This is a genomic window from Cohnella hashimotonis, assembly GCF_030014955.1.
GTDB lineage: Bacteria > Bacillota > Bacilli > Paenibacillales > Paenibacillaceae > Cohnella > Cohnella hashimotonis.
In genome coordinates this window covers 2,594,995-2,614,799 of sequence record NZ_JAGRPV010000001.1, presented here as the reverse complement: position 1 = coordinate 2,614,799, position 19,805 = coordinate 2,594,995, and the positions used below count along the sequence as shown (strand labels likewise).

The 19,805-nt window shown below is 57.9% G+C and carries 23 protein-coding genes; 3 read left to right on the top strand and 20 right to left on the bottom strand.

The window, feature by feature from the left end; genetic code table 11:
• Window positions 1-25: 25 nt before the first annotated feature.
• The 16 genes from accB to KB449_RS10235 form a co-directional block, all read right to left on the bottom strand.
• On the bottom strand, window positions 26-502 hold the full coding sequence (gene accB, locus KB449_RS10310) for an acetyl-CoA carboxylase biotin carboxyl carrier protein (RefSeq protein ID WP_282908294.1): 477 nt from the start codon (window positions 500-502) through the stop codon (window positions 26-28).
• A 253-nt stretch (window positions 503-755) separates the two neighbouring features.
• Window positions 756-1,562 (bottom strand): SpoIIIAH-like family protein, encoded by an 807-nt coding sequence (locus KB449_RS10305; protein WP_282908293.1) that lies wholly within the window; start codon window positions 1,560-1,562, stop codon window positions 756-758.
• Window positions 1,563-1,611: 49 nt separating this feature from the next.
• Entirely contained in the window at window positions 1,612-2,265 is a 654-nt protein-coding gene (gene spoIIIAG / locus KB449_RS10300) for a stage III sporulation protein AG (protein ID WP_282908292.1), read from the bottom strand.
• Between the two features lie 18 nt (window positions 2,266-2,283).
• Window positions 2,284-2,994 (bottom strand): stage III sporulation protein AF, encoded by a 711-nt coding sequence (locus KB449_RS10295; RefSeq protein ID WP_282908291.1) that lies wholly within the window; start codon window positions 2,992-2,994, stop codon window positions 2,284-2,286.
• Window positions 2,995-3,028: 34 nt separating this feature from the next.
• Complete coding sequence (spoIIIAE, locus tag KB449_RS10290) at window positions 3,029-4,366, bottom strand: stage III sporulation protein AE (protein ID WP_282908290.1); 1,338 nt, start codon at window positions 4,364-4,366, stop codon at window positions 3,029-3,031.
• 2 nt (window positions 4,367-4,368) lie between these two features.
• Window positions 4,369-4,770 (bottom strand): stage III sporulation protein AD, encoded by a 402-nt coding sequence (spoIIIAD, locus tag KB449_RS10285; RefSeq protein ID WP_282908289.1) that lies wholly within the window; start codon window positions 4,768-4,770, stop codon window positions 4,369-4,371.
• 10 nt (window positions 4,771-4,780) lie between these two features.
• The gene (spoIIIAC, locus tag KB449_RS10280; protein WP_090113099.1) at window positions 4,781-4,984 is read right to left on the bottom strand and encodes a stage III sporulation protein AC; all 204 of its coding nucleotides are present in this window, start codon (window positions 4,982-4,984) and stop codon (window positions 4,781-4,783) included.
• Window positions 4,985-4,999: 15 nt separating this feature from the next.
• Window positions 5,000-5,518, bottom strand: coding sequence for a stage III sporulation protein SpoIIIAB (gene spoIIIAB, locus KB449_RS10275; protein WP_282908288.1), 519 nt, complete (start codon window positions 5,516-5,518; stop codon window positions 5,000-5,002).
• Window positions 5,511-6,545, bottom strand: coding sequence for a stage III sporulation protein AA (spoIIIAA, locus tag KB449_RS10270; RefSeq protein WP_282908287.1), 1,035 nt, complete (start codon window positions 6,543-6,545; stop codon window positions 5,511-5,513). The genes spoIIIAB and spoIIIAA overlap by 8 nt, the downstream gene beginning before the upstream one ends.
• Before the next feature lie 123 nt (window positions 6,546-6,668).
• Complete coding sequence (locus KB449_RS10265) at window positions 6,669-6,932, bottom strand: YqhV family protein (protein WP_378119216.1); 264 nt, start codon at window positions 6,930-6,932, stop codon at window positions 6,669-6,671.
• Window positions 6,933-7,157: 225 nt separating this feature from the next.
• Complete coding sequence (locus tag KB449_RS10260; protein WP_282908286.1) at window positions 7,158-7,640, bottom strand: hypothetical protein; 483 nt, start codon at window positions 7,638-7,640, stop codon at window positions 7,158-7,160.
• A 172-nt stretch (window positions 7,641-7,812) separates the two neighbouring features.
• Window positions 7,813-9,066: an aspartate kinase gene (locus tag KB449_RS10255; RefSeq protein WP_282908285.1), complete on the bottom strand. Its 1,254-nt coding sequence runs from the start codon at window positions 9,064-9,066 to the stop codon at window positions 7,813-7,815.
• Window positions 9,067-9,190: 124 nt separating this feature from the next.
• A complete protein-coding gene (gene efp, locus KB449_RS10250) occupies window positions 9,191-9,748 on the bottom strand; it encodes an elongation factor P (RefSeq protein WP_277537007.1) in 558 nt (185 codons plus the stop codon).
• A 32-nt stretch (window positions 9,749-9,780) separates the two neighbouring features.
• Entirely contained in the window at window positions 9,781-10,860 is a 1,080-nt protein-coding gene (locus KB449_RS10245) for a M24 family metallopeptidase (protein WP_282908284.1), read from the bottom strand.
• A gap of 47 nt (window positions 10,861-10,907) precedes the next feature.
• The gene (gene aroQ, locus KB449_RS10240) at window positions 10,908-11,342 is read right to left on the bottom strand and encodes a type II 3-dehydroquinate dehydratase (RefSeq protein WP_282908283.1); all 435 of its coding nucleotides are present in this window, start codon (window positions 11,340-11,342) and stop codon (window positions 10,908-10,910) included.
• A gap of 99 nt (window positions 11,343-11,441) precedes the next feature.
• A complete protein-coding gene (locus tag KB449_RS10235) occupies window positions 11,442-11,981 on the bottom strand; it encodes a YqhR family membrane protein (RefSeq protein ID WP_282908282.1) in 540 nt (179 codons plus the stop codon).
• Window positions 11,982-12,144: 163 nt separating this feature from the next.
• On the opposite strand from KB449_RS10235, the gene KB449_RS10230 reads away from it, so the two are divergent.
• Both KB449_RS10230 and KB449_RS10225 read left to right on the top strand, forming a co-directional pair.
• A complete protein-coding gene (locus tag KB449_RS10230) occupies window positions 12,145-13,104 on the top strand; it encodes a DUF1385 domain-containing protein (protein ID WP_282908281.1) in 960 nt (319 codons plus the stop codon).
• Between the two features lie 25 nt (window positions 13,105-13,129).
• Window positions 13,130-13,456, top strand: a complete 327-nt coding sequence (locus tag KB449_RS10225) for a hypothetical protein (protein WP_282908280.1) — start codon at window positions 13,130-13,132, stop codon at window positions 13,454-13,456.
• Window positions 13,457-13,495: 39 nt separating this feature from the next.
• Here KB449_RS10225 and KB449_RS10220 read toward each other — a convergent pair whose 3' ends face one another.
• A complete protein-coding gene (locus tag KB449_RS10220) occupies window positions 13,496-14,560 on the bottom strand; it encodes a patatin-like phospholipase family protein (RefSeq protein ID WP_282908279.1) in 1,065 nt (354 codons plus the stop codon).
• A gap of 131 nt (window positions 14,561-14,691) precedes the next feature.
• Complete coding sequence (gene mntR / locus KB449_RS10215) at window positions 14,692-15,114, bottom strand: transcriptional regulator MntR (protein ID WP_217592633.1); 423 nt, start codon at window positions 15,112-15,114, stop codon at window positions 14,692-14,694.
• Between the two features lie 167 nt (window positions 15,115-15,281).
• Between mntR and splB the strand changes: the two genes are divergently transcribed.
• The gene (gene splB / locus KB449_RS10210) at window positions 15,282-16,349 is read left to right on the top strand and encodes a spore photoproduct lyase (RefSeq protein WP_282908278.1); all 1,068 of its coding nucleotides are present in this window, start codon (window positions 15,282-15,284) and stop codon (window positions 16,347-16,349) included.
• 19 nt (window positions 16,350-16,368) lie between these two features.
• On the opposite strand, the gene KB449_RS10205 is transcribed toward splB, so the two are convergent.
• Together KB449_RS10205 and KB449_RS10200 are read right to left on the bottom strand one after the other, a co-directional pair.
• Complete coding sequence (locus KB449_RS10205) at window positions 16,369-17,079, bottom strand: cytochrome c biogenesis CcdA family protein (protein WP_282908277.1); 711 nt, start codon at window positions 17,077-17,079, stop codon at window positions 16,369-16,371.
• A 50-nt stretch (window positions 17,080-17,129) separates the two neighbouring features.
• The gene (locus tag KB449_RS10200; RefSeq protein WP_282908276.1) at window positions 17,130-19,733 is read right to left on the bottom strand and encodes a CHASE3 domain-containing protein; all 2,604 of its coding nucleotides are present in this window, start codon (window positions 19,731-19,733) and stop codon (window positions 17,130-17,132) included.
• Window positions 19,734-19,805 lie beyond the last annotated feature (72 nt).

Below are 19,805 nucleotides of genomic sequence, written 5' to 3'. Positions count from 1 at the left end.
GGAACGGGGCCGGAAATAGCGCGCGTTATTCCGGTTTGACGAGGAACAGCGGCTGCCCGAATTCGACGAGCTGGCCGTTCTGCGCCAGAACTTCGACGATCTCGCCCTTCACTTCGGCTTCGAGAGGGTTCATCAGCTTCATCGCTTCGAGAATGCAGACGACCGTCTTGTCATGGACCTTGTCGCCTTCGTTCACGAACGACGGCGCATCCGGAGACGGCGCGCGATAGAACGTGCCGACCATCGGCGACACGATCTGGTGCAGGCCCGACAGGTCGCGGCCGGCTGGCTGCGGCGCTTCGGCAGGCGCTGCGGCTGCGGGAGCCGGGGCCGCCTGTACGTATGTATGAGGAACCGAAGCAGCCGTCTGCACGTTCACGACCTCCGTGCGTCCGGGTTTGCGGATGGAGATCCTCGCGCCTTCGTTTTCGATCTCGAGCTCCTGCACGGAGGTTTGATCCACGAGTTTGATTAATTCCTTGATTTCGCTAAGTTTGAACATATTCGCCCTACGCTCCTTGGCTGTCTCATTTGCCGTATGAAATCCAAGCGGCCTCGCCGCCCTCGTTCAAAGGGCAATTAAAGCAAGCCGCCGTTCATACTGAACCTGTGTACGGCCCGATCATGTCTTCCGTATGAATAGCAAAGCCTGTACGTACCCATAACGGACTCATTATAACATAATCGAAAGAAATGGAAAGAGCCGGCCCGACGGGCCGGCTCTTGGCCGGTATGCCCGGCGCACGCATTTCGGATTACTGGATAAACTGCACGGACACGGCGTCCGGCGTAACGCTCAGCTCTTTGGTGGCGAGCTTGACGATCTTGACCGCCTGCTTCGAATCGAGCGCGTCCGCCTGCACGATGATCTCGAACTTGCCGCCCTCTTGCTTGACGACCGCGTTCTCGTAGTCGGACACGAGTTTGTCCTGCAGGCTTGCGATGCGTTCTTCTGTGGCCGTGATGCGGCCTTGCTCTTCGACCGCGGAGGCGGCTTCCTCTTGCGACTTGGAGCTGTCCGCTACGATCTTATCCAAATCCTCGTATGCCTTGGACGCGGCTTGCTCGCGCTCGAGCTGGATTTGATCGAACTGTTCGCGCGCGGAAAGATTGTTCATGCCCTTCAGCACTTCCTTATCGGCGGGCGATCCCGCGGATTGTCCGTCCTTCCCCGCATCCGGCGACGCCGACGTCGCCTTGTCGGTTCCCGCCGAGGCGCCCGGTGATGCGGCCGTCTCTTTGCTCGGCGCCGCCAAAGCGTCCGGCGACGCAGCCGCTTCCTTGCCTGTCGCCGTTCCGCCGTCGACTGAAGCGGACTTGTCGCCGCCGCTTGCCGCTGCCGCGCCATCGTCGCTCAGACCGCCGGCGCCGTCGACGGACGTAATCTCGATGCCGTCGTCCTGCGCCGAGCCGGTCACGCCAGTCGCGTCCGTGCCGAGCTTCTGCTCCTGCGCCGTGCGGTCGGGCTGCGTGACATCTTCGGTGAACAGGTAGTAAGCGGACAGGATGACCATGAGGGAGAGCATCGAGACGAGCCAGATCGTTTGCCGTTTGTTGTTCATTTGTTTTTGACCTCCTGCATAATGGGAAATGGACTTGACTGGATCTTCTTTACTCTGCCGTTCGCGGCATGACCGATACGCGATGGATGGGTACGTCCAATCCGGATGCGACAGCCTCCGAGATCATCCGGCGAACCGTCGGACTCTCCGCGCCTTTCGCTACGATCAGCACGCCTCTTAGCCTAGGCTTGATTTTCTTAACGACGATGGGCGCTTTGCCGCCGGACACCTCGTATAGTACGACCTGCCCGTCCTGCGTTACATCCGTAATATGCCGTTTGGCTCCGTTTTTGTCCGTTTCGTCGGTGATTTGCTGCGTTTTCTTTTCGTTCAGCTGCACGACCGTCTCCTCCGTCGAATCGACCGTCACCATGACGTCGGTCGTGCCGACGCCAGCGATTTTCTCAAGCATTTCCTTCAACCGGATATCGAGCTGCGTCTCGATCTCGGCAAAAGGATCGTCCTTGCCTTCTCCCGTGCCGAGAAACGTCTCCTGCTGGGCCGGCTTGTCTCCGTCGCCCGGCTGCACGGCGCCGTCCCCGCTCGGGGGCGTCACGGGCTTCATCTTGATGAACGAGGAGGCCAAAATGAGAGCGGCGCCGACAAGCCCGATCAAGATGAGCCAGCGAAACGTCTTCACCCGCTTGGGTCCGCCGGGCCCGCCTCCGATATAAGTCTCCAGCTTGTGCAGCCACTTGGCCATAATCCTCGCTCCCTCCTGTCATCCGCCCGGCACGATAACTTCGACCTTGGATGTCCCGATACCGAACCGTCCGGCGATGAGCGCCGCAATCCTGCCGTCGCGTCCGGTGTCCGCCGCCTTCTCTTCCGTCTGCGCGGCCGCTGGTACCGCCCTATCGCCTTCAATCTCCCGACGGTCGTCCGTGTCCGAGCCGACCGCGATGTCGACGACGACCGGAGAGACGGGCTCCACCTCCGCGATCGGCTCGCCGCTCTCCGCCGTGATTTCCGTTTCCTGCGTCGCAAGGCGAACCTTTACCGAATCCACGGCGATCGTTCCGTCCGGAGCCGGCTGGGACCGCACCTCCACCGACTCGACTCCGACGCTCTCTTCCTGCTCCACGGCGGCCTTAATTTGCGACTCAAGTCCGAAAACGGCCAGCTTGGCGGCCTGCTCGTCTCTTCCGGCTCCGATCCGTTTGGCTTCGGCCATGATGGCCTGGAGCTGGCTTCCGTTATCGCCGCTTTCAGGCTCCTGCTCCGCCCATTCGATTCCCGCAGCCAGCTTGACGTCGATGTCTCCCTGGATCCAGGTGAGCAGCGGTCCGGCAAGCGTCAGCAGGATGAACAGTCCCGCCACGAGACGCACGTACCGCTGCATCGTCCGGTTCGGAAGCAGCAGGTCGATCAGCGCAGCCAGAAGCACGGCAGCCACGACCTGGCGAAGCCAGCCGCCAAGCGCTTCAATCACGATAGCCGCCCCCTCTCCGTTACCGCCGTCCGGCTCATCTCATCAGAATGGATGCATTGCCCGCCGTCAGTACGATCGTTACGGCCAGAAAAAACATCAGTCCTACCGAAGCGAGCGCGGCGAAGACGTAGACCAGCGTTTTGCCGATGACCTGGAGGCACTGCACGATCGGCGTGTCGCCGAGCGGCTGGAGCACAGCCGCGGACAATCGATAGATCAGAGCAAGCGTCAGAATCTTGACCGCCGGGAAGGCACACAGAAAAATCAGGATGACTACACCGGCGAGACCAACCGCGTTTTTCACCAGGAGACTAGCCGACAGTACGGTATCCGCCGCGTCCGAGAACATGCGGCCGACGACCGGCACGAAGTTTCCCGTGACGAACTTCGCCGTCCGAAGCGCGACGCCGTCCGCGATCGCGCCCGTAGCGCCCTGGATGGACAGCACGCCGAGAAACAAGGTCAGCATCGCGCCGAGAAGACCGACGGCCGCCGTTCGGAGCAGGTTGGCGAGCTGCGTGACCTTGAACCGCTCCGATACCGTGCTGGCCAGATGCAGGACCGCCGAGAAAAACAAAAGCGGAAACACGACGAGATGAATGACGGTGCCGATCGTGTGGACCATAAATACGATAACCGGATGCAGGACGGCTACTGTCGTCACGCCTCCCGTGCTCGCGAGCAAGGTGAGCAGCAGCGGCACCATCGCGAGCATGAACTGCACCATGCCCGCGATTGCGTCCGCCGCGTAGCCGGCTCCCGTCCTGAAGCTGTTCACGGCGATGATGAGCAGCACCATGTACGCGATGGCATAGGCAACCTGGCTGACGGCCTGGCGTTCAAATGCGCTTTGCATCGTCTCCAGGAGCATCGTGAAAATGGCCAGCAAAACAATCGTGACGATCAGTTTGCCGCTGTACAGCACCTCGTGAAGGAAAAACCGCGCCAGGGCGAGCAGTACATCCTTGACGCTCCAGCCCTCGCCTTCCTTCGGAAACATGAGCTCCCTCAGCGTCGGCGCTTCGCCTTCCGGGAAAAAACCGCCGTAGTCGTTTTTTAGCTTGTTCCAGAATTGCTCGATCTGTCCCAAGCTAAGATCCTCGGTCTGCGACTCCGCGAGCTCGTCGGACAGCGCACGGGGATCGGCTCCGCCTATGCCGTTTGTGCCGTCTGTGCCGTCTGTGCCGGATGTGACGTCTTCGTCCGGCGCTGCGAGGGCGTCCAAGCGTGGCGCTCCTGCGGCGGCTTGGCGGATGTCCTGCGCGGCAGAGGCAGCGGCCGGCCGCGGCCAGAACGACAGCAGCATGGCGCACATGAGCAGGACGAACGGGACCCAGCCGGTCCGGCGCTCGAGCAAACCCGAACGACTCATTCTTAAGCCCCTCCCCCCGCCGGCAACAGTCCGAGCACCGTCTCGATGATGATGCTGATGATCGGCACCGCCATGACGAGAATCAGCATTTTCCCGGCGAACTCGATCTTGGAGGCGATGCTGTCGAGTCCCGCGTCGCGGACGATCTGGGCGCCAAACTCGGCAATGTAGGCGATGCCGATGATCTTGAGCATCGTCTTGAGGTAAACGGACTGGATGCCGGAGCGGTCGGCCAATTCCTCGATCATCGAGACGACGCCGCCGATCTTGCCGATGAGCGCGAGGAATATGGCGATCCCGAAAAAGGTGGCCAGCAGAAATGCGAACATCGGCTTCTGTTCGCGGATGACGAGAATCAAAATGGCGGTCAGCAGTCCGATGCCGACGATCTGCAGGATGTCCATAGGCGGCCGCCTACTGGAACAGGAAGATCGTCTTGATCTCCTGGAACAGATCGTTCAGCAGCCGGACGACCATAAACAGCACGACAACGAACCCGATTACCGTAACCCAGTGCGCCATGTCTTCCTTGTTCATTTGCTTGAGCACGGTATGAATCATCGCGACGATGATTCCGATGCCCGCTATCTGGAAAATCGTGCTCACGTCGATATTCATGAATACGGCCCCCTACTACATCATGAGAATGACGACCAGGGCGGCCGTGAGCACTCCCAGACTACGGCACAGCTTCTCGTATCTCTGCTGGTCTTCGCGTGCCGCCTGTTCTTCGGCCTGCAGTTGATGCATCGCCAGCTTCAGGTGCTTGAGCTGGTCCTCCGCGCCGCTCGCGCCAAGCGTCTCTCCGAGCCTGAGCATCGTATCCCGCTCGGGCGGGCGCATTGATGTGGCCGGCCAGCCTGCCTTGAAGGCCCGCTCCCAACATTCCGACACCGTCTCGCCGGTTCCCGAGGCAAGCCGGAGGGACGCCTCCGCAAACAGTGCCGACACGGGCGCCGCGAGCGCGGCCGCGATCCGGGCGAGCGCCTCCGGCAGCGGCGTCTGGCCGTATCCGATCTCCGTCTCCAGCCGCTGGAGCGCATGGAGCAGCTGCCGGATCTGCCTGGGCCGCTGCGCGAACTTTGCAGCCTGCATGAAGCCGATCATCGTGCCCGCGAACAGAATGAGCGCTGCGCCTGCCAGCTTAAGCATGGCGCACCCCGTCTCCGTTCGGCGACCGGATGACCGGCACGGACCGGCAACCGGCGGACTTGCGCGCCTCCGCTTCGGCTTCTTCGGCGGCTACGACGCGATGTCTGACTGTGCCGCCCGAGCGGGAGAGCAGGACATAGGCGCCGAACATGCCTTCGGCTGCAAGCTCGGCCAGTACGGGTCTGGCGAATACGTCGCGCAGGTCGAGCGCATGCGCCGTTGCGACGACGCGTACGCCCGCATGCAGCGCTTCCTTGAGCGCGTACGCGTCCTCCGGACGGCCGATCTCGTCGGCTACGACGACTTCCGGCGACATGGAGCGCACGAGCATCATAAGTCCCTCGGCCTTTGGACAGGCATCGAGCACGTCGGTTCGCGGACCGAGGTCGAAGGCGGGCACGCCGCGGTCGCAAGCCGCAATCTCCGAGCGCTCGTCCACGACGCCGACCTTGCGGCCTCCCCAGCGCAATGCCTGGGGGTGATACCACTGCCCGGCGCTGATCGATCGGGCCAAATCCCGAAGCAGCGTGGTCTTGCCCTGCTGAGGCGCGGAGACGATCAACGTGTGCTTGACGGTGCGCGCGACCGGATCCAGCAGCTCGGGGAGCAGGCTCGCCGCGCAGCCGGCTCGCGCTCTCGCGATCCGGATATTGAAGCTTGCCACGTCCCGCAGGTGGCGCACATGTCCGCCCTCGAGCACCGTGCGGCCTGCCAGGCCGATGCGGTGGCCGCCCGCGACGGTTACATAGCCTCGCCTGAGCTCTTCTTCCACTGCGTATAACGAATGATTGGTCACTCGTTCCAGCAAAGCCCTGCAGTCATCACGGGTCGGGCGGTAGGCTGCGGCGCTGTCCGACGTGGTCTCCCCTTGCGGGCATATGAATGCGAAGCCGCCTCCAAAGCCGATCTCCAGCGGTCTTCCCTCTCTGACGCGAATTTCTTCAAGCGACAGCAGCACCGATTCCGGCAGCCTTTCCAACCTCCCCCGCAGACCGGCAGGGAACAGTTCCAGCAACGGCAGCGACAAGCGTCCTCCCCCTTTTCGGCGCAAGCAAGTTGTCCTTCGCTCTTCCATTCATATGCTTGGACACTTCTCTTTTATGCTTGGGAAATCTCTTTTTCCCTTGCTAGATTGGGTGTCCCGCCGCGATTATTTTTTGAGAATACCGATCAGCAGGCAGGCGACTCCCGCGCCTATCCAGACCAACTTGACGGGAGAAAGCTTGTCCGACATGCCGACAAGGCCGATCGTCGTCGTAGAGATTAGAATCAGCGGTCCGACAAGCGCCAGCATCGCGTTCACGCTTAGCGCCTTGGTGACGTCGTTCAGCTTCAGCATGACCAGCGCGGCAGTCAATTCGATGCTCCCGGACAAAATCCGGAGCAGCGCCATGCTGAATACGGATTTATCCAAGCCGCTCTCACCTCCTTTCGCTACTACGATTCATGTCCGTGGTATACGCTATGCGGCGAACTCGGACAACTTGCCTATCTATGCAAAAAATGAGAGATTCATTTGAAATCGAAACAAAACCTTGAAAGGAAGCTTTTTCCCGATCGCCTTTACCGTAACGTTTATTACTTTCAGAAAAACAAAAAAAGACCCGTCCGTTACCGGACAGGCCTGTCTGTCTTGCCGCTATCTCGCTCGCTTCAACGCTCTGATCTCCGTATCGTGCTCAAGCACCCGGAAGGCGAGCGCTTCGATCGCTTTGCCTTGCCTGGACTGTTCGGTCTGCAGCGAATCGAGCGCAATCGCGTGCTCCTCCTGAACGTCCATCACCTTCGTTAACCGTTCGTTCGTATCCATGACGGCGGTAGCCACTTGATTCAGCGTCGTCTCCAGGCCATCCAAGCGCCTGTCGATCCCGTCAAAACGACTGTCCATACCGTCCAAACGCCGATCCATCCCGTCCAGACGCTGGTCGATGGCATCGAATCGTCGATCCATCCCGTCCAGACGCTGGTCGATGACATCGAATCGTCGATCCATCCCGTCCAGACGCTGGTCGATGACATCGAATCGTCGATCCATCCCGTCCAGACGCCTGTCGATGCCGTCAAACCGTTGCGACATTCCCTTCAACTCTACCAAAATTGCGTCCAATACTTGTTCGCTCATTGTTGCTTCCTCCTTGGATAGATAATACCGCCGACGACAAATACAGCTTGTAATTCGACAGGTATAACCTCCATAGGGTCGGAAGGAGGCAGGGACCTTTGCTAAAGCAAGCTTAGCAAAGACGCTAGAAATATCCAATACGAACTTAAATTGCTAAAAAGATCTTGACAGATCAGCGACGGTCCTGAGGGCCGCCAACGAACGCCGCGTCCGCCGTGTCGAGTCCGTACGCCGTATGAAGCGCGCGCACGACTTCGTTCAGCGGCTCGGCCGCGATGACGCAAGAGCATTTGATCTCGGACGTGCTTACCATTTTGATACTGACGCCCGTTTTCGAAATAACGTCGAACATCTTGGCGGCCACGCCAGGATTCGACACCATGCCCGCGCCGACGATGGATACCTTGACAAGGTTTTCCTCGAAGGTCGCTTCGTCGTAAGGAACCTCCTCGCGCACGCGTTCGATGACGCCGAGCGCACGTGCCCGGTCAGCCAAGGATACGGTAAACGAAAAGTCCGCCTTGCCGTTTGAAATGCCGCTTTGCACGATGATGTCGACATCGATCGACTCGTCCGCCAGCGCGCCGAAAATTTTTGCCAATACGCCAGGGATATCGGCCACGCCTACGATGCTGATACGGGCTACATTTTTATCAAAAGCGATGCCGCTGACGACGACGCCTTGTTCCATTGCCGCTTCCTCCCTCACGAGCGTTCCTTCATTCTGGTTAAAGCTCGAACGCACCACAAGATGAACGTTGTAGTGCTTCGCATATTCGACCGCGCGAGGGTGCAGCACCGCCGCGCCGAGATGGGCAAGCTCAAGCATCTCGTCGTACGAGATGACGTCAAGCTTGCGGGCGTTCGCAACGACGCGAGGATCGGTAGAATAGATGCCGTCCACGTCGGTATAAATCTCGCACACGTCGGCTCGGATCGCTGCCGCAAGCGCCACAGCCGTCGTATCGGAGCCGCCGCGACCGAGCGTCGTGATCTCTCCGTCTTCCGTCATGCCCTGGAAGCCCGCGACGATCGCGATCGCGCCTGCGTCCAGCGCAGCATGCAGACGAGTCGGCGTAATCTCGGATATCCTTGCTTTTCCGTGCACCGATTCAGTTACGATGCCGGCTTGCCAGCCTGTAAACGATCTGGCTTCATGGCCGAGCTTATGAATAGTCATCGCGAGCAGCGCGACCGAGATCTGCTCGCCGGTCGTGAGCAGCATATCCATCTCCCGTGCCGGGGGATTGTCGGTTAATTCCTTGGACTTGTCGATCAGATCGTCGGTCGTATCGCCCATGGCGGACACAACGACGACGACGCGATGGCCCTGCAGCTTTTTGTCGATAATCCGCCGGGCCACGCGCTGCATCCGCTCCGTGGTCCCGACCGAACTGCCGCCGAATTTCATCACGAATAAGGACAAAGCGGTTCCACTCCTCATCTACACTGTGCATACAGCAATATATTATAGCATAAGGCCGACGGCCCAGAAACGAAAAAAAAATCCTCCAGTCCTTAATAAGGACGAGGAGGATTTTTGTCGAAGCTTAAGCGCGGGAGATGTACTTGCCTTCGGTGGTGTTGATGAGCAGCACGTCGCCTTCGTTAATAAAGAGCGGCACTTGAACGTTAAGGCCCGTCTCAAGCTTCGCGTTCTTGGTTGCGCCGGTCGCCGTATTACCCTTGATGCCAGGCTCGGTCTCGACGACCTTAAGGTCGACGTTGTTCGGCAGGTTGATGCCGAGAATCTCGCCCTGGTAGCTGGTAATGTTGACCGTCATGTTTTCCTTCAGGAAATTGACTTCCCACTCGAGCTGCTTCTTGTCAAGGTTGAACTGGTCGTAAGTCTCGTTGTCCATGAACGTATACTCGCTGCCGGAGTTGTACAGATACTGTACGGCGCGGTTTTCGATATGGGCGCGGACGACGTTCTCGCCGGCGCGGAACGTTTTCTCGATCACGTTGCCGTTGCGCAGGTTCTTGAGCTTGGAGCGAACGAACGCTGCTCCCTTGCCCGGCTTGACGTGCTGGAAGTCGATAACGGTGCACAGATCGTTGTCCACTTCAATGGTAAGGCCTGTCTTAAAATCGTTAACGGAAATCACTGCTAAATTCCCTCCTGTAGGAACGTGGCTCCCTATTCCAGAACGATCAGTTCCTTCGGGGAACGCGTAAGTATTTTAATCCCGTCATCCGTCAGAACGACGTCGTCTTCGATCCGTACGCCGCCGAAGCCCGGTACGTAAATACCCGGTTCGACCGTGACGACATGACCCGGGAGTAAAATCGTATCCGGCGCCGAATAGCTGAGCCGCGGCTCCTCGTGAATCTCGAGCCCGATCCCGTGACCGGTGCTATGGCCGTATTGATCTCCATAACCATACCGCGTGATGATATCTCTCGTCAAGGCATCGCCTTCACGGCCGGTCATTCCCGGCTTCAGATGCGCGAGCGCGTGCAGCTGGGCTTCGAGCACGATGCCGTAAATCTCCCGGTGACGATCCGTCGCCGGTCCGACGACGACCGTGCGGGTCAAGTCCGAGCAGTAGCCTTTGTAGTATGCGCCAAAATCAAGCGTGACGAATTCGCCTGCGCCGATGATCCGGTCGCTCGCCACCCCGTGCGGCATGGCAGAGCGCTCGCCCGAAGCGACGATCGTGTCGAACGACGTGCCCGAGGCGCCCAGTTTCCTCATATAGAACTCCATTTCCAAGGCGATGTCGGATTCCTTGGCGCCCGGCTTTAGAAAGCTCAGTATATGAGCGAAGGTCCTGTCCGCTACGTCGGCGGCTTCCCGGATGACGGCAAGCTCAGCGGCGTCCTTCACTGCCCGAAGCTTCTCGAGCACCTTGCCCGCGGGCACAAGCTCTACAGGCGCCAGCCGGTCCTTGAGCTGTGCGTATGCCGCGTAGCTGACCGTGTTGTCCTCGAATAACAGGCGCAGTGCGCCGGCGCTCCGCAGTCGCTCCGCAACCCGTTCGTAATAACCTGTCGGCGGATGCTCCGCGACTTCGACGCCCTCCGCTTGGGCGCTCGCTTGCTCGGTATAGCGGAAGTCCGTGAGCAGTACTGCGTCCGACGCCGTAATCAGCACGACGCCAGCTGTGCCGGTGAATCCCGTCAGGTACCGCCGGTTATGTCCGCTGGTCACCAAAATGGCATCGACGCCAAGCAACGCCATCTCGCCTCTTAATTTTGCGATTCTAGCTTCGCTCATTCTCTCGCATCTCCTTCTTTACCGTTTACGGATTACGGACGATCCGACTACCGCAGATGCCGCAAAAGCGCGAGCAGGCCGAGCTCGTAGCCGTAAGCGCCGAAGCCGGCGATCTGGCCCACGCATAACGGCGCAAGCATCGACGTGTGCCTGAAAGACTCGCGCTTATGTATGTTCGACAAATGCACCTCGACGACGGGAAGTCCGACGGACGCGATGCCGTCGCGAAGCGCGATGCTCGTGTGCGTATAGGCGCCCGGATTGATCAGGATGCCGTCGTGCCGCCCGTAGGCTGCGTGCATCTCGTCGAGCAATCCGCCCTCATGATTCGATTGGTAAAAGGAAAGAGAAGCCCCTTCGCGATCGGCCGTCTCCCTCAGGCTTCGCTCGATGTCGGCGAGCGTGGCGGTGCCGTAAACCCCCGGCTCCCTCACGCCGAGCATATTCAGGTTCGGCCCGTTCAGAACCAAGATACTGGGCAAGTCCGGCACTCCTTCCTTGATTTTCAGCGATAAATTCATCAGTCATTGTATCATAACGGCCCGATGCGGTGCTATATGCTGCCCCGTTGCAAGCGCCGATCAAGCGGGCTGCGGATCGCCGGAGCGGCCGGCCTGATCGCCATTCGGGCTTTTCGGCTCGCGCGCGGACTCCTTGTGGAATTCGAAGGCAAACGAATAGCCGATGAAAAGTCCCCATAGCAAATAAATGGAGCATTCCGTAAAGATGCTGCCCAGGCCGATCTCCTTGAATGCCGGCACGGCGCCCGTCATTGGCCCGATCCATAAAAACAATAGCCCCCACCAGGCAGCGCCGAATAATAATCCCGGCCAGGGCCCTTTAAGCTTGCCGAGGATCAACCAGTATAAATAAGCGGCCAATATGGACATGACGACAAACAGCGCCAGACCGACGCAATGCCATGCGACCGTATCCAGCCGTTCCCGCTTGATGAACGGGTCGGCTAAAAAAGCCTGCGGCACCTTGGTCAAATTCATTGCGACCGTAAGCCAGCGCAGCAGCCCCCAGATCAAGCCGGCAAATAATCCAAGCGTCAGGCAATAGACGGCGGGATGCTTCGTACGGCCTGTTCCCTTGCTCTTGTTTTGCGATTGTTCCATGATATTCCTACCATCCTTTCGGGACTTCCGCGTGTCCGGCATAGTATGGGCTTCCTTCAAGCGCATTAGTCTTTCGGACAGCCGGATCATGTGGCATTGCAAGCCCTTATCCTGTAAAATAGGAACATACTCGAAGCCTGGCGCTTCAAGGATTCAGCGAGAGATGGTGAATGGTTTGGCAGAACAACCGACCTCCATATACGGAGGACAAGCCGTGATTGAAGGCGTCATGTTCGCCGGACGGAATGTCCACGTGACCGCGGTGCGGCGCAAGAATCAAGAGATCGCTTTTTTTGAAGTTCCCCGCAAGCAGCAGCAGAGCCGGGCGCTCGCGGTGCTGAAGCGGATACCTTTTATCCGGGGCATCGTCGGCATCGTCGAATCTTCGGCCAAAGGCTCACAGCACTTGAACTTCTCTGCCGAAGCCTACGCCGAGGACGAGACGCAGCCGGAGGCGGCCGAGAAGCCGAAGGAAAAAGAAAAATGGAGCCTTTCCATGGTGCTGGGCGTGGCGGTCGTAGGCGTCCTGTCGTTCGTCTTCGGCAAGCTGGTGTTCACGACCGTGCCCGCGCTGCTCGAACAGTTTCTGTTCTCTAGCGTATTTAGCAGCATGATCCTGCATAACCTGTTGGAAGGCGTCATCAAGATCGCATTATTGCTCTTTTACCTTTGGTTCATCTCCAAGACGCCTTTGATCAAGCGCCTGTTCCAGTACCACGGCGCCGAGCACAAGGTGATCAGCGCTTATGAAGCGGGCGTCGATCTCACGGTCGAAAACGTGCAGCGTTTTACGCGCCTTCATTACCGCTGCGGGAGCAGCTTCCTTGTTTTCACGGTCATCGTCGGCGTTGTTCTCTATTCGTTCCCGATCTTCCACTGGGATACGATCTGGGAGCGCATCTGGATCCGGATCGCTCTGCTGCCCGTCGTCATCGGCATCTCGTACGAGGTGCTTCGCTGGACGAACGCGGCGCGCGATATTCCGGGACTGCGCGTGCTCGGGTATCCCGGCCTTTGGCTTCAACTGCTCACGACCAAAGAACCGAACGACGATCAGGTAGCCGTATCCATCGCTTCGTTCAATCGCATGCGAGAGCTCGACCGCGAGATTCGGCCCGTATAATTCTAATTCAACGGGAGGGACACCAATGCGCAAACGCAATCGAATGCCAACTTGGTTTGTCGTGTTCCTGGCGCTGGTCGCCATCGGAATCGCGACCAGCATCTTGAACGGCGGACAGACGCTTATCGTTCCCGTTGTGCTCATCGCGATCGTCTGGCTTTTATACAAATTTCCGCCGGCCCGCTGGAACCGCGGCGGTTCTGCCCGCTCGGACTACCAGCGTGCGGCGGCGCAGAGCAAGAAGCGCCAGCAAGCCAGAGATACCACGGCCAAAACGCGGCGCAGCCCCTCGCCCTTCCGCGTCATCGAAGGCAGCAAAGGCCGCGACGACGAGCCGCCGACCTACCACTAACGAACGGATTCACAATAAAAAGGATTGAGGCCTTCCGCCTCAATCCTTTTTATTTGGCCGCTCGGCCGGCTTGACATAGCCGAACTTAATCTTGGGCGAGCCCGTTCCGGTCTGCGAATGCGGATGCGTAGTCGGCAGGTCCGGCGGGCACATTCCCGTCCGATAGTCGAACAAATGAAAAAACTCGCTTCCAGCCTGCAGCCCGGATTGATACAAACTTTCGCTTTGCGCCTCGGACAAATGAAAATCCGTCGTTCTTACGCCGAGCGTAGGAATTTTGATCGTACGGACGCGGTTGTTTTTCTCGATGTACCGTTCGTCGTGAGCGCTTAGCATCGTTTCGAACATGGCGTAAAACATCGTGAACGGTCCGCTGATCCGATGGCCCTTCGGATTCGGTCTTCCCACCATTTGAAAGCCGACCACGGGCAGCAACGGCCCCTTCGCCTCCGGCTCCTCGAACAGCCAGAGCGGAAAATTGCTGAGCAGCCCGCCGTCAACGACATAGGAGCCGTGACCGATCAAAAGTTTGCCGTGTCGCTTGGCGCGCTTGAACGGACGATAGGCGTGGGCGCTGCGCACGATGACGGGATCAAAAAAGTAAGGGATGCTGACGCTCATGCGTATCGCCTGCGCCACGCCCAGATCGCGCGGATCCACCCCGTAATCTGCGATGTCATCGGGTAAAACCAGTATTTTACCGTTCGTGATGTCCGATGCGACGATGCGCAAGCGTCCCGGAGGCAAGTCCGCGAACGTCCGGATTCCGCGAGCCGCCAGCAGTTTTTCGGCCCATTCTTCGAGCGCGTCTCCGCTGTACAGCCCCTTGAACATCAAGAGACGCGCCGCGGGTCCGATCAGCTTGACATTAAAGATCGGGGCCCTCTTCAAAAAAGCGGAGAAAGGCGTACCGTCGATGATCATTTTCATCTCGGACGCATTGTAACCCGCGGCGATCAGCGCCGCTACGATGCTTCCCGCCGAGGTCCCGGCCACCTGGTTAAAACCGTAGCCGTTCAATTCGGCCGCCTTCACCGCGCCGGCGAGCGAGATTCCTTTGACTCCGCCGCCTTCGAATACCGCATTGATCATTTTTAAGTGCATGAGCCTGCCTCCGTCCGCTATAAGCCCGCTACAGCAAGCTTATGCGGGGTTACGAAAATGCAGACCGAGGGAACCCCCTTCCTTTCTCCTTCGCGCAAAACAAAAGAGGACGCCGCCGCGCCCTCTCAGGTTCATTCCGTATCCAATTCGGCGCGAATGCGCATCAATTCCGCTCTTCGCGCATCGTCGCGGTTAAAATATTCAACCAGCGTCTCGATGCAGGTGATGGAGTCCCAACTCAGATGGTGCTCGATTCCTTCTACGTCGCGGTAAATATTTTCATGCTGCACGCCGATCACGCTCAAGAACGATTCGAGCAAATGATGCCGGTCGACGAGCCGCTTTCCGATTTTTTTCCCTTTGCTCGTGAGGATAAGTCCCCGGTACTTCTCGTAAATTAAATATTGATCCTTGTCCAGCTTCTGAATCATCTTGGTCACGGACGAGGGGTGCACTTCCAGTCCTTCGGCGATGTCGGATACGCGGGCGTATCCTTTCTCGTCGATCAGTCTGTAGATGCGTTCGAGATAATCTTCCATGCTTGGCGTCGGCACCGAACTGTCCCCTTTCCCGACGGTTAATAACTCTTTGTATCATACAACGCTCGACCGGCAAGGGCAAGCCGCAGCCGATTCCCTGCCGGAATCCGATCCAGAAGTTAACCCGTGTCTGCGGCCTTCGGCCGTAGCATACTACGGATTCAAAGGAGGCGAGCGCACGCATGAGTATCGGTATGACTGAAAAACCTCGCAAAGCTATTGCGACCAAGCCATTTGTTCCTGAGCTCATCTATTTTGAGCCCGAAGCGCTTCATTATCCGATGGGCATTCGCATACGCGACTGGGCGCTTCGCGAAGGCATTCCGCACAAAATGACCACTTCGCATAACCGTATTACGAATTTGCCCGGAGAGACGGAGACCGAGCAGTATAAAATTGCGAAAAGAACGCTTGTCGTCGGTCTGCGCAAGACGCTGAAGTTCGATACTTCCAAACCTTCCGCCGAGTATGCGATCCCGCTGGCCACGGGATGCATGGGACATTGCCATTATTGTTATCTCCAAACGACGCTCGGCGCGAAGCCCTATGTTCGCGTGTACGTCAATATCGACGACATTCTTGGGGCGGCAAAAAACTACATCGACGAACGCAGTCCCGAGATCACCCGGTTCGAAGCGGCCTGTACGTCGGATCCGCTCGGCCTTGAGCACATTACCGGATCGCTGGCGGAGACCATCGCTTTTATGGCGAAACAGCCGCTTGGGAGATTGCGGTTCGTCTCCAAGTTCCACCACGTCGACTCGCTGCTCGGCATCGCGCATGGCGGCCATACGCGCGTGCGCTTCAGCGTCAATGCCGATTATGTGATCCGCAGCTTCGAGCCTGCAACGTCGCGATTCGCCGAACGTATCGAAGCGGCCGGCAAGATTGCAAGAGCCGGATATCCGCTCGGCTTCATTATCGCTCCCATCATCTGGTTCGACGGCTGGGAAAACGGCTACGCCGAACTCCTCAAACGTCTGGCAGCCGAGCTTCCTCCGGAGGCGGGACGCGACCTGACCTTCGAGCTGATTCAGCATCGCTTCACCAAGACGGCAAAGACGATTATCCAAAAGCGTTATCCGAAAACCAAGCTTGAGATGGACGAGGCAAAACGTAAAAAAAAGTGGGGCCGCTGGGGCCAAAACAAATACGTTTATCCCGACGAGCAAGCCGATGCGCTGCGAATGTTTATTACGGAACGTATCTTCGAAGCTTTCCCGAACGCTAAAATCGAATATTTCACCTAATATAACTAAATTTTGCAGATTAAAATAAAAGCCAGTCCGGCGTAATCCGATTCAGCCAGATCGTTATGGCCGTCATCCGGTCCGTGAACAGAAGAATACCCATCAGAATCATCAACGCGCCGCCGATTTTCATCAGCTTGTCGGAATACTTCAAGATCCATCTTGCCGATCCGATAAAAAATGCCAGTACGAAAAACGGCACGCCGAATCCCAGCGAATAAGCGGCGGTCATTCCCGCCCAAGTGCCGGGCTCGCTGGCGGCCAGAGCCAGAATCGCCGTCAGGATCGGCCCCACGCATGGGGACCAGCCTGCCGAAAAGCCGATTCCGAATATAAAGGAGCCGAGGTAGCCGGCTGGGCGCCAGCTCACGTTCATCTTGCGTTCCTTGAGCAGCAGCTGCGGCTGGAACACGCCCAGCAAAAACAAGCCCATGAGCACGATGAGAATGGCCGAGATCTGACGGATCAAATCCTGATATTCGCGAAACGTATAAGCAAACGTGTTGGCCGTATAACTGAGCGTAAAAAATACGGCCGAGAAACCCAATATAAAGAAGAACGTATGCGTCATCGTTTTGGCGCGTATTTCCTTGCCGGACTCGGACTTAAGGCGAGTCACCGAGATTCCCGTTATGTATGACAGATAAGACGGATATAAAGGCAGGCAGCACGGAGAAATAAAGGAAGCGAGTCCTCCCGCAAAAGCGATTCCCAAATTAAGCTGACTCATAAGCTCCTCCTTACGATATGAAAATGGGGCCGGTAAACCGGCCCCACGCGTTAAACTTCTACCTTCATCTGTGCGACCATGATCGAGATGAGCTGCTGGACTTGAACCGGCTTGCTGATATATGCGTTGGCTCCGGCCTCCAGGCATTTGTCGCGGTCTTCCTTCATTGCTTTGGCTGTCACCGCGATGATCGGCGTGCTCAACTGCAACGTATGGCGGATCTCGTGGATCGCCTGGAATCCGTCCATGTCGGGCATCATGATATCCATCAGTATACAGTCGTAAGTGTCTCCGTTGCGCAGCCGGTCCATACTTTCGAGACCGTCGTGCGCAATCGTGAACGTCATCTCGAGCGACTCGAGCACATGCGACAACGCATACAGATTGCGGGCATCGTCGTCGACCAGCAGTACATGGCGTCCCCTCAGCTCCGCCGTGCTGAGCGGCATCTCGGATACGGCAATGGACACCGGGTCCGCTGCCGCCAGCGAAGACGAAGACGTCGCAAGCTGCTTAGACGCCATCGCTTCGTCCGATTGGCCGATCGAACGCTGTGCCGGCAAATACAAGGTGAATTCGCTGCCCTTGCCCTCTTCGCTCTGCACCTCGATCCGGCCGCCAAGCATATTCGCGAGGGAAGACGAGATCGTCAGTCCAAGACCGGTTCCTCCGAATTTGCGGGCGGTGCCGCTGTCGGCCTGAGTGAAGGCTTCGAAGATTAGCTCGAGCTTGTCGTTTGCGATGCCTTTGCCCGTATCCGCAACGGTGAAGGCAATTTCCTGCTGGCCCCACGCATTGTTCGCATGCACGCCGATCAGCAGGTCGACCTTGCCGGCCTCGGTGAATTTGAACGCATTGGATAACAGATTTTTCAAAATTTGCTGCAGGCGGAATCCGTCCGTCTCCAGCCAAGCCGGCGTGTCAGGCGCAATCGTGACGGCGAAGTCAAGCTTTTTCTTGGCGGCGACTTCCTGGAAGTTGCTCAAAACCGTAAGCTGCAAGTCGGCCAGGATAATGTTGCCCATCTCGATGTCCAGCTTGCCGGCCTCGACCTTGGACAAATCGAGAATATCGTTAATGAGGTTCAATAGATCGTTGCCTGCGCTATAAATGGTGTTGACATAACTGATGTCGTCTTCGCTCAGATGCCCCTGCCGGTTCTCGGCGAGCATCTGGGACAAAATGAGCATGCTGTTGAGCGGCGTCCTAAGCTCGTGCGACATGTTCGCAAGAAATTCGCTTTTGAAGTTGGAGCTGCGCTTGAGCTCGTCGTTCATCGTCAGCAGCTCGAGCGACTGGGCGTTGAGCTCCTCGGACTGAACCTGAAGCTCTTCGTTCGCCGCTTGGGCCTCCGTATAGAGCTGCTCCATCTCCATCCGACTCTTGACGGATTGGATCGTCACGCCAAGCATGCCCCCGAGCTGCTCAAGAAGTTCGATGTCGTCTCTGGCGAGTCCGCTGAACGAGCCGATCTCGATGACGCCGACGACGCGCCGCTCGAACGTAATCGGCACGAGCGCAACGACCGTCGGCGACGCCTGGCCGATACCGGACTGAATCGCCGCGTAGCCGCTCGGAACGTCTCTTAAGACGATGGTCCGATTTTCGGCTGCGCATTGGCCGACGAGTCCTTCGCCTAACTGGAACTCCTTGCGCCCGAAGTTATCCGACGATTGGGCGAAGGATGCGGTCTTCACAAGCTGATTGGATTGGCTGCGAACGTAGACGACGCCGTAAGGGAGGTTGAACACCTGCACGAGCTGGCTCAGGAACTGCCGGCCTACCGCATCGATATCGTTCTGCTCCTGGAGGAGCGTGGCGATATGCGCAACTTGGTCCTTGCGCCTGTTCTGCCGTTCGAGCATGTCAAGCAGAGCATTGGTCGAATCCCCCAGCTCCATCATCTCGTCCCGGGTGTTCACTTCGATCCTCTGCTTCAGGCTCTCCCCTTGATGCGCGATCTGACGAATCGTCGTACTGACCGTTCTGATGGTCTTGATCACGGTATTCGAGATGATCCATGCCGTGGATACCGAGATCGCGGCTACGACGATCCACAACAAGTAAAGCAGGCCGATCAGCGATTCGTTGCGATCCTTCAGCGAGGCGGCGCGCGCTTCGGTCAAGCCGAACTCGGTTTCTTTAAAGCTTTGCAGCTGAATGCGGAGCGCGTCCGTTCGGTCCTTGCCCGTCTTTTCGGCGAAAAATCGGGTCAATTTTTCAGTATCTCCGCTCCGTTTATAGGCAATCGCATTTTCGCTGGCGTTGGTCATCCAGTCGACCAGCCCGGATTCGATGCTCTCCGTGTTGCGCACTTGGGCGGGATTGTCGATAACCAGCGATTTCAACTTGTTGGTATCGGTCTGCCAACGGGCTTTGCCGGAATTGTAGGGCTCCAGGTAAGATTCGTCGCCGCTGATAATGAAGCCGCGCAAGCCCGTCTCCATATCCAAAAGGTCTTTTTGTATCTGGTTCACGGTCTCGTGCACTTGAATATCATGCGAGCTGATGTATTCGATCTCGTCTTGCAACGAAGAGATTCGCATGGACAGCGCGCCGATCGCGATGCCCAGACAGATCATAACGATGATGTTGCCGGATAATATTTTTGTGCGAATCGATATTTTTTTCCTGCGACTTGCTTGGCTAGGCAAGACTTGGCCCTCCTCGTTCCAGTACTATAATAGTTACTATCATAACTGACTTTAGAGGCCAATGGAACTAAA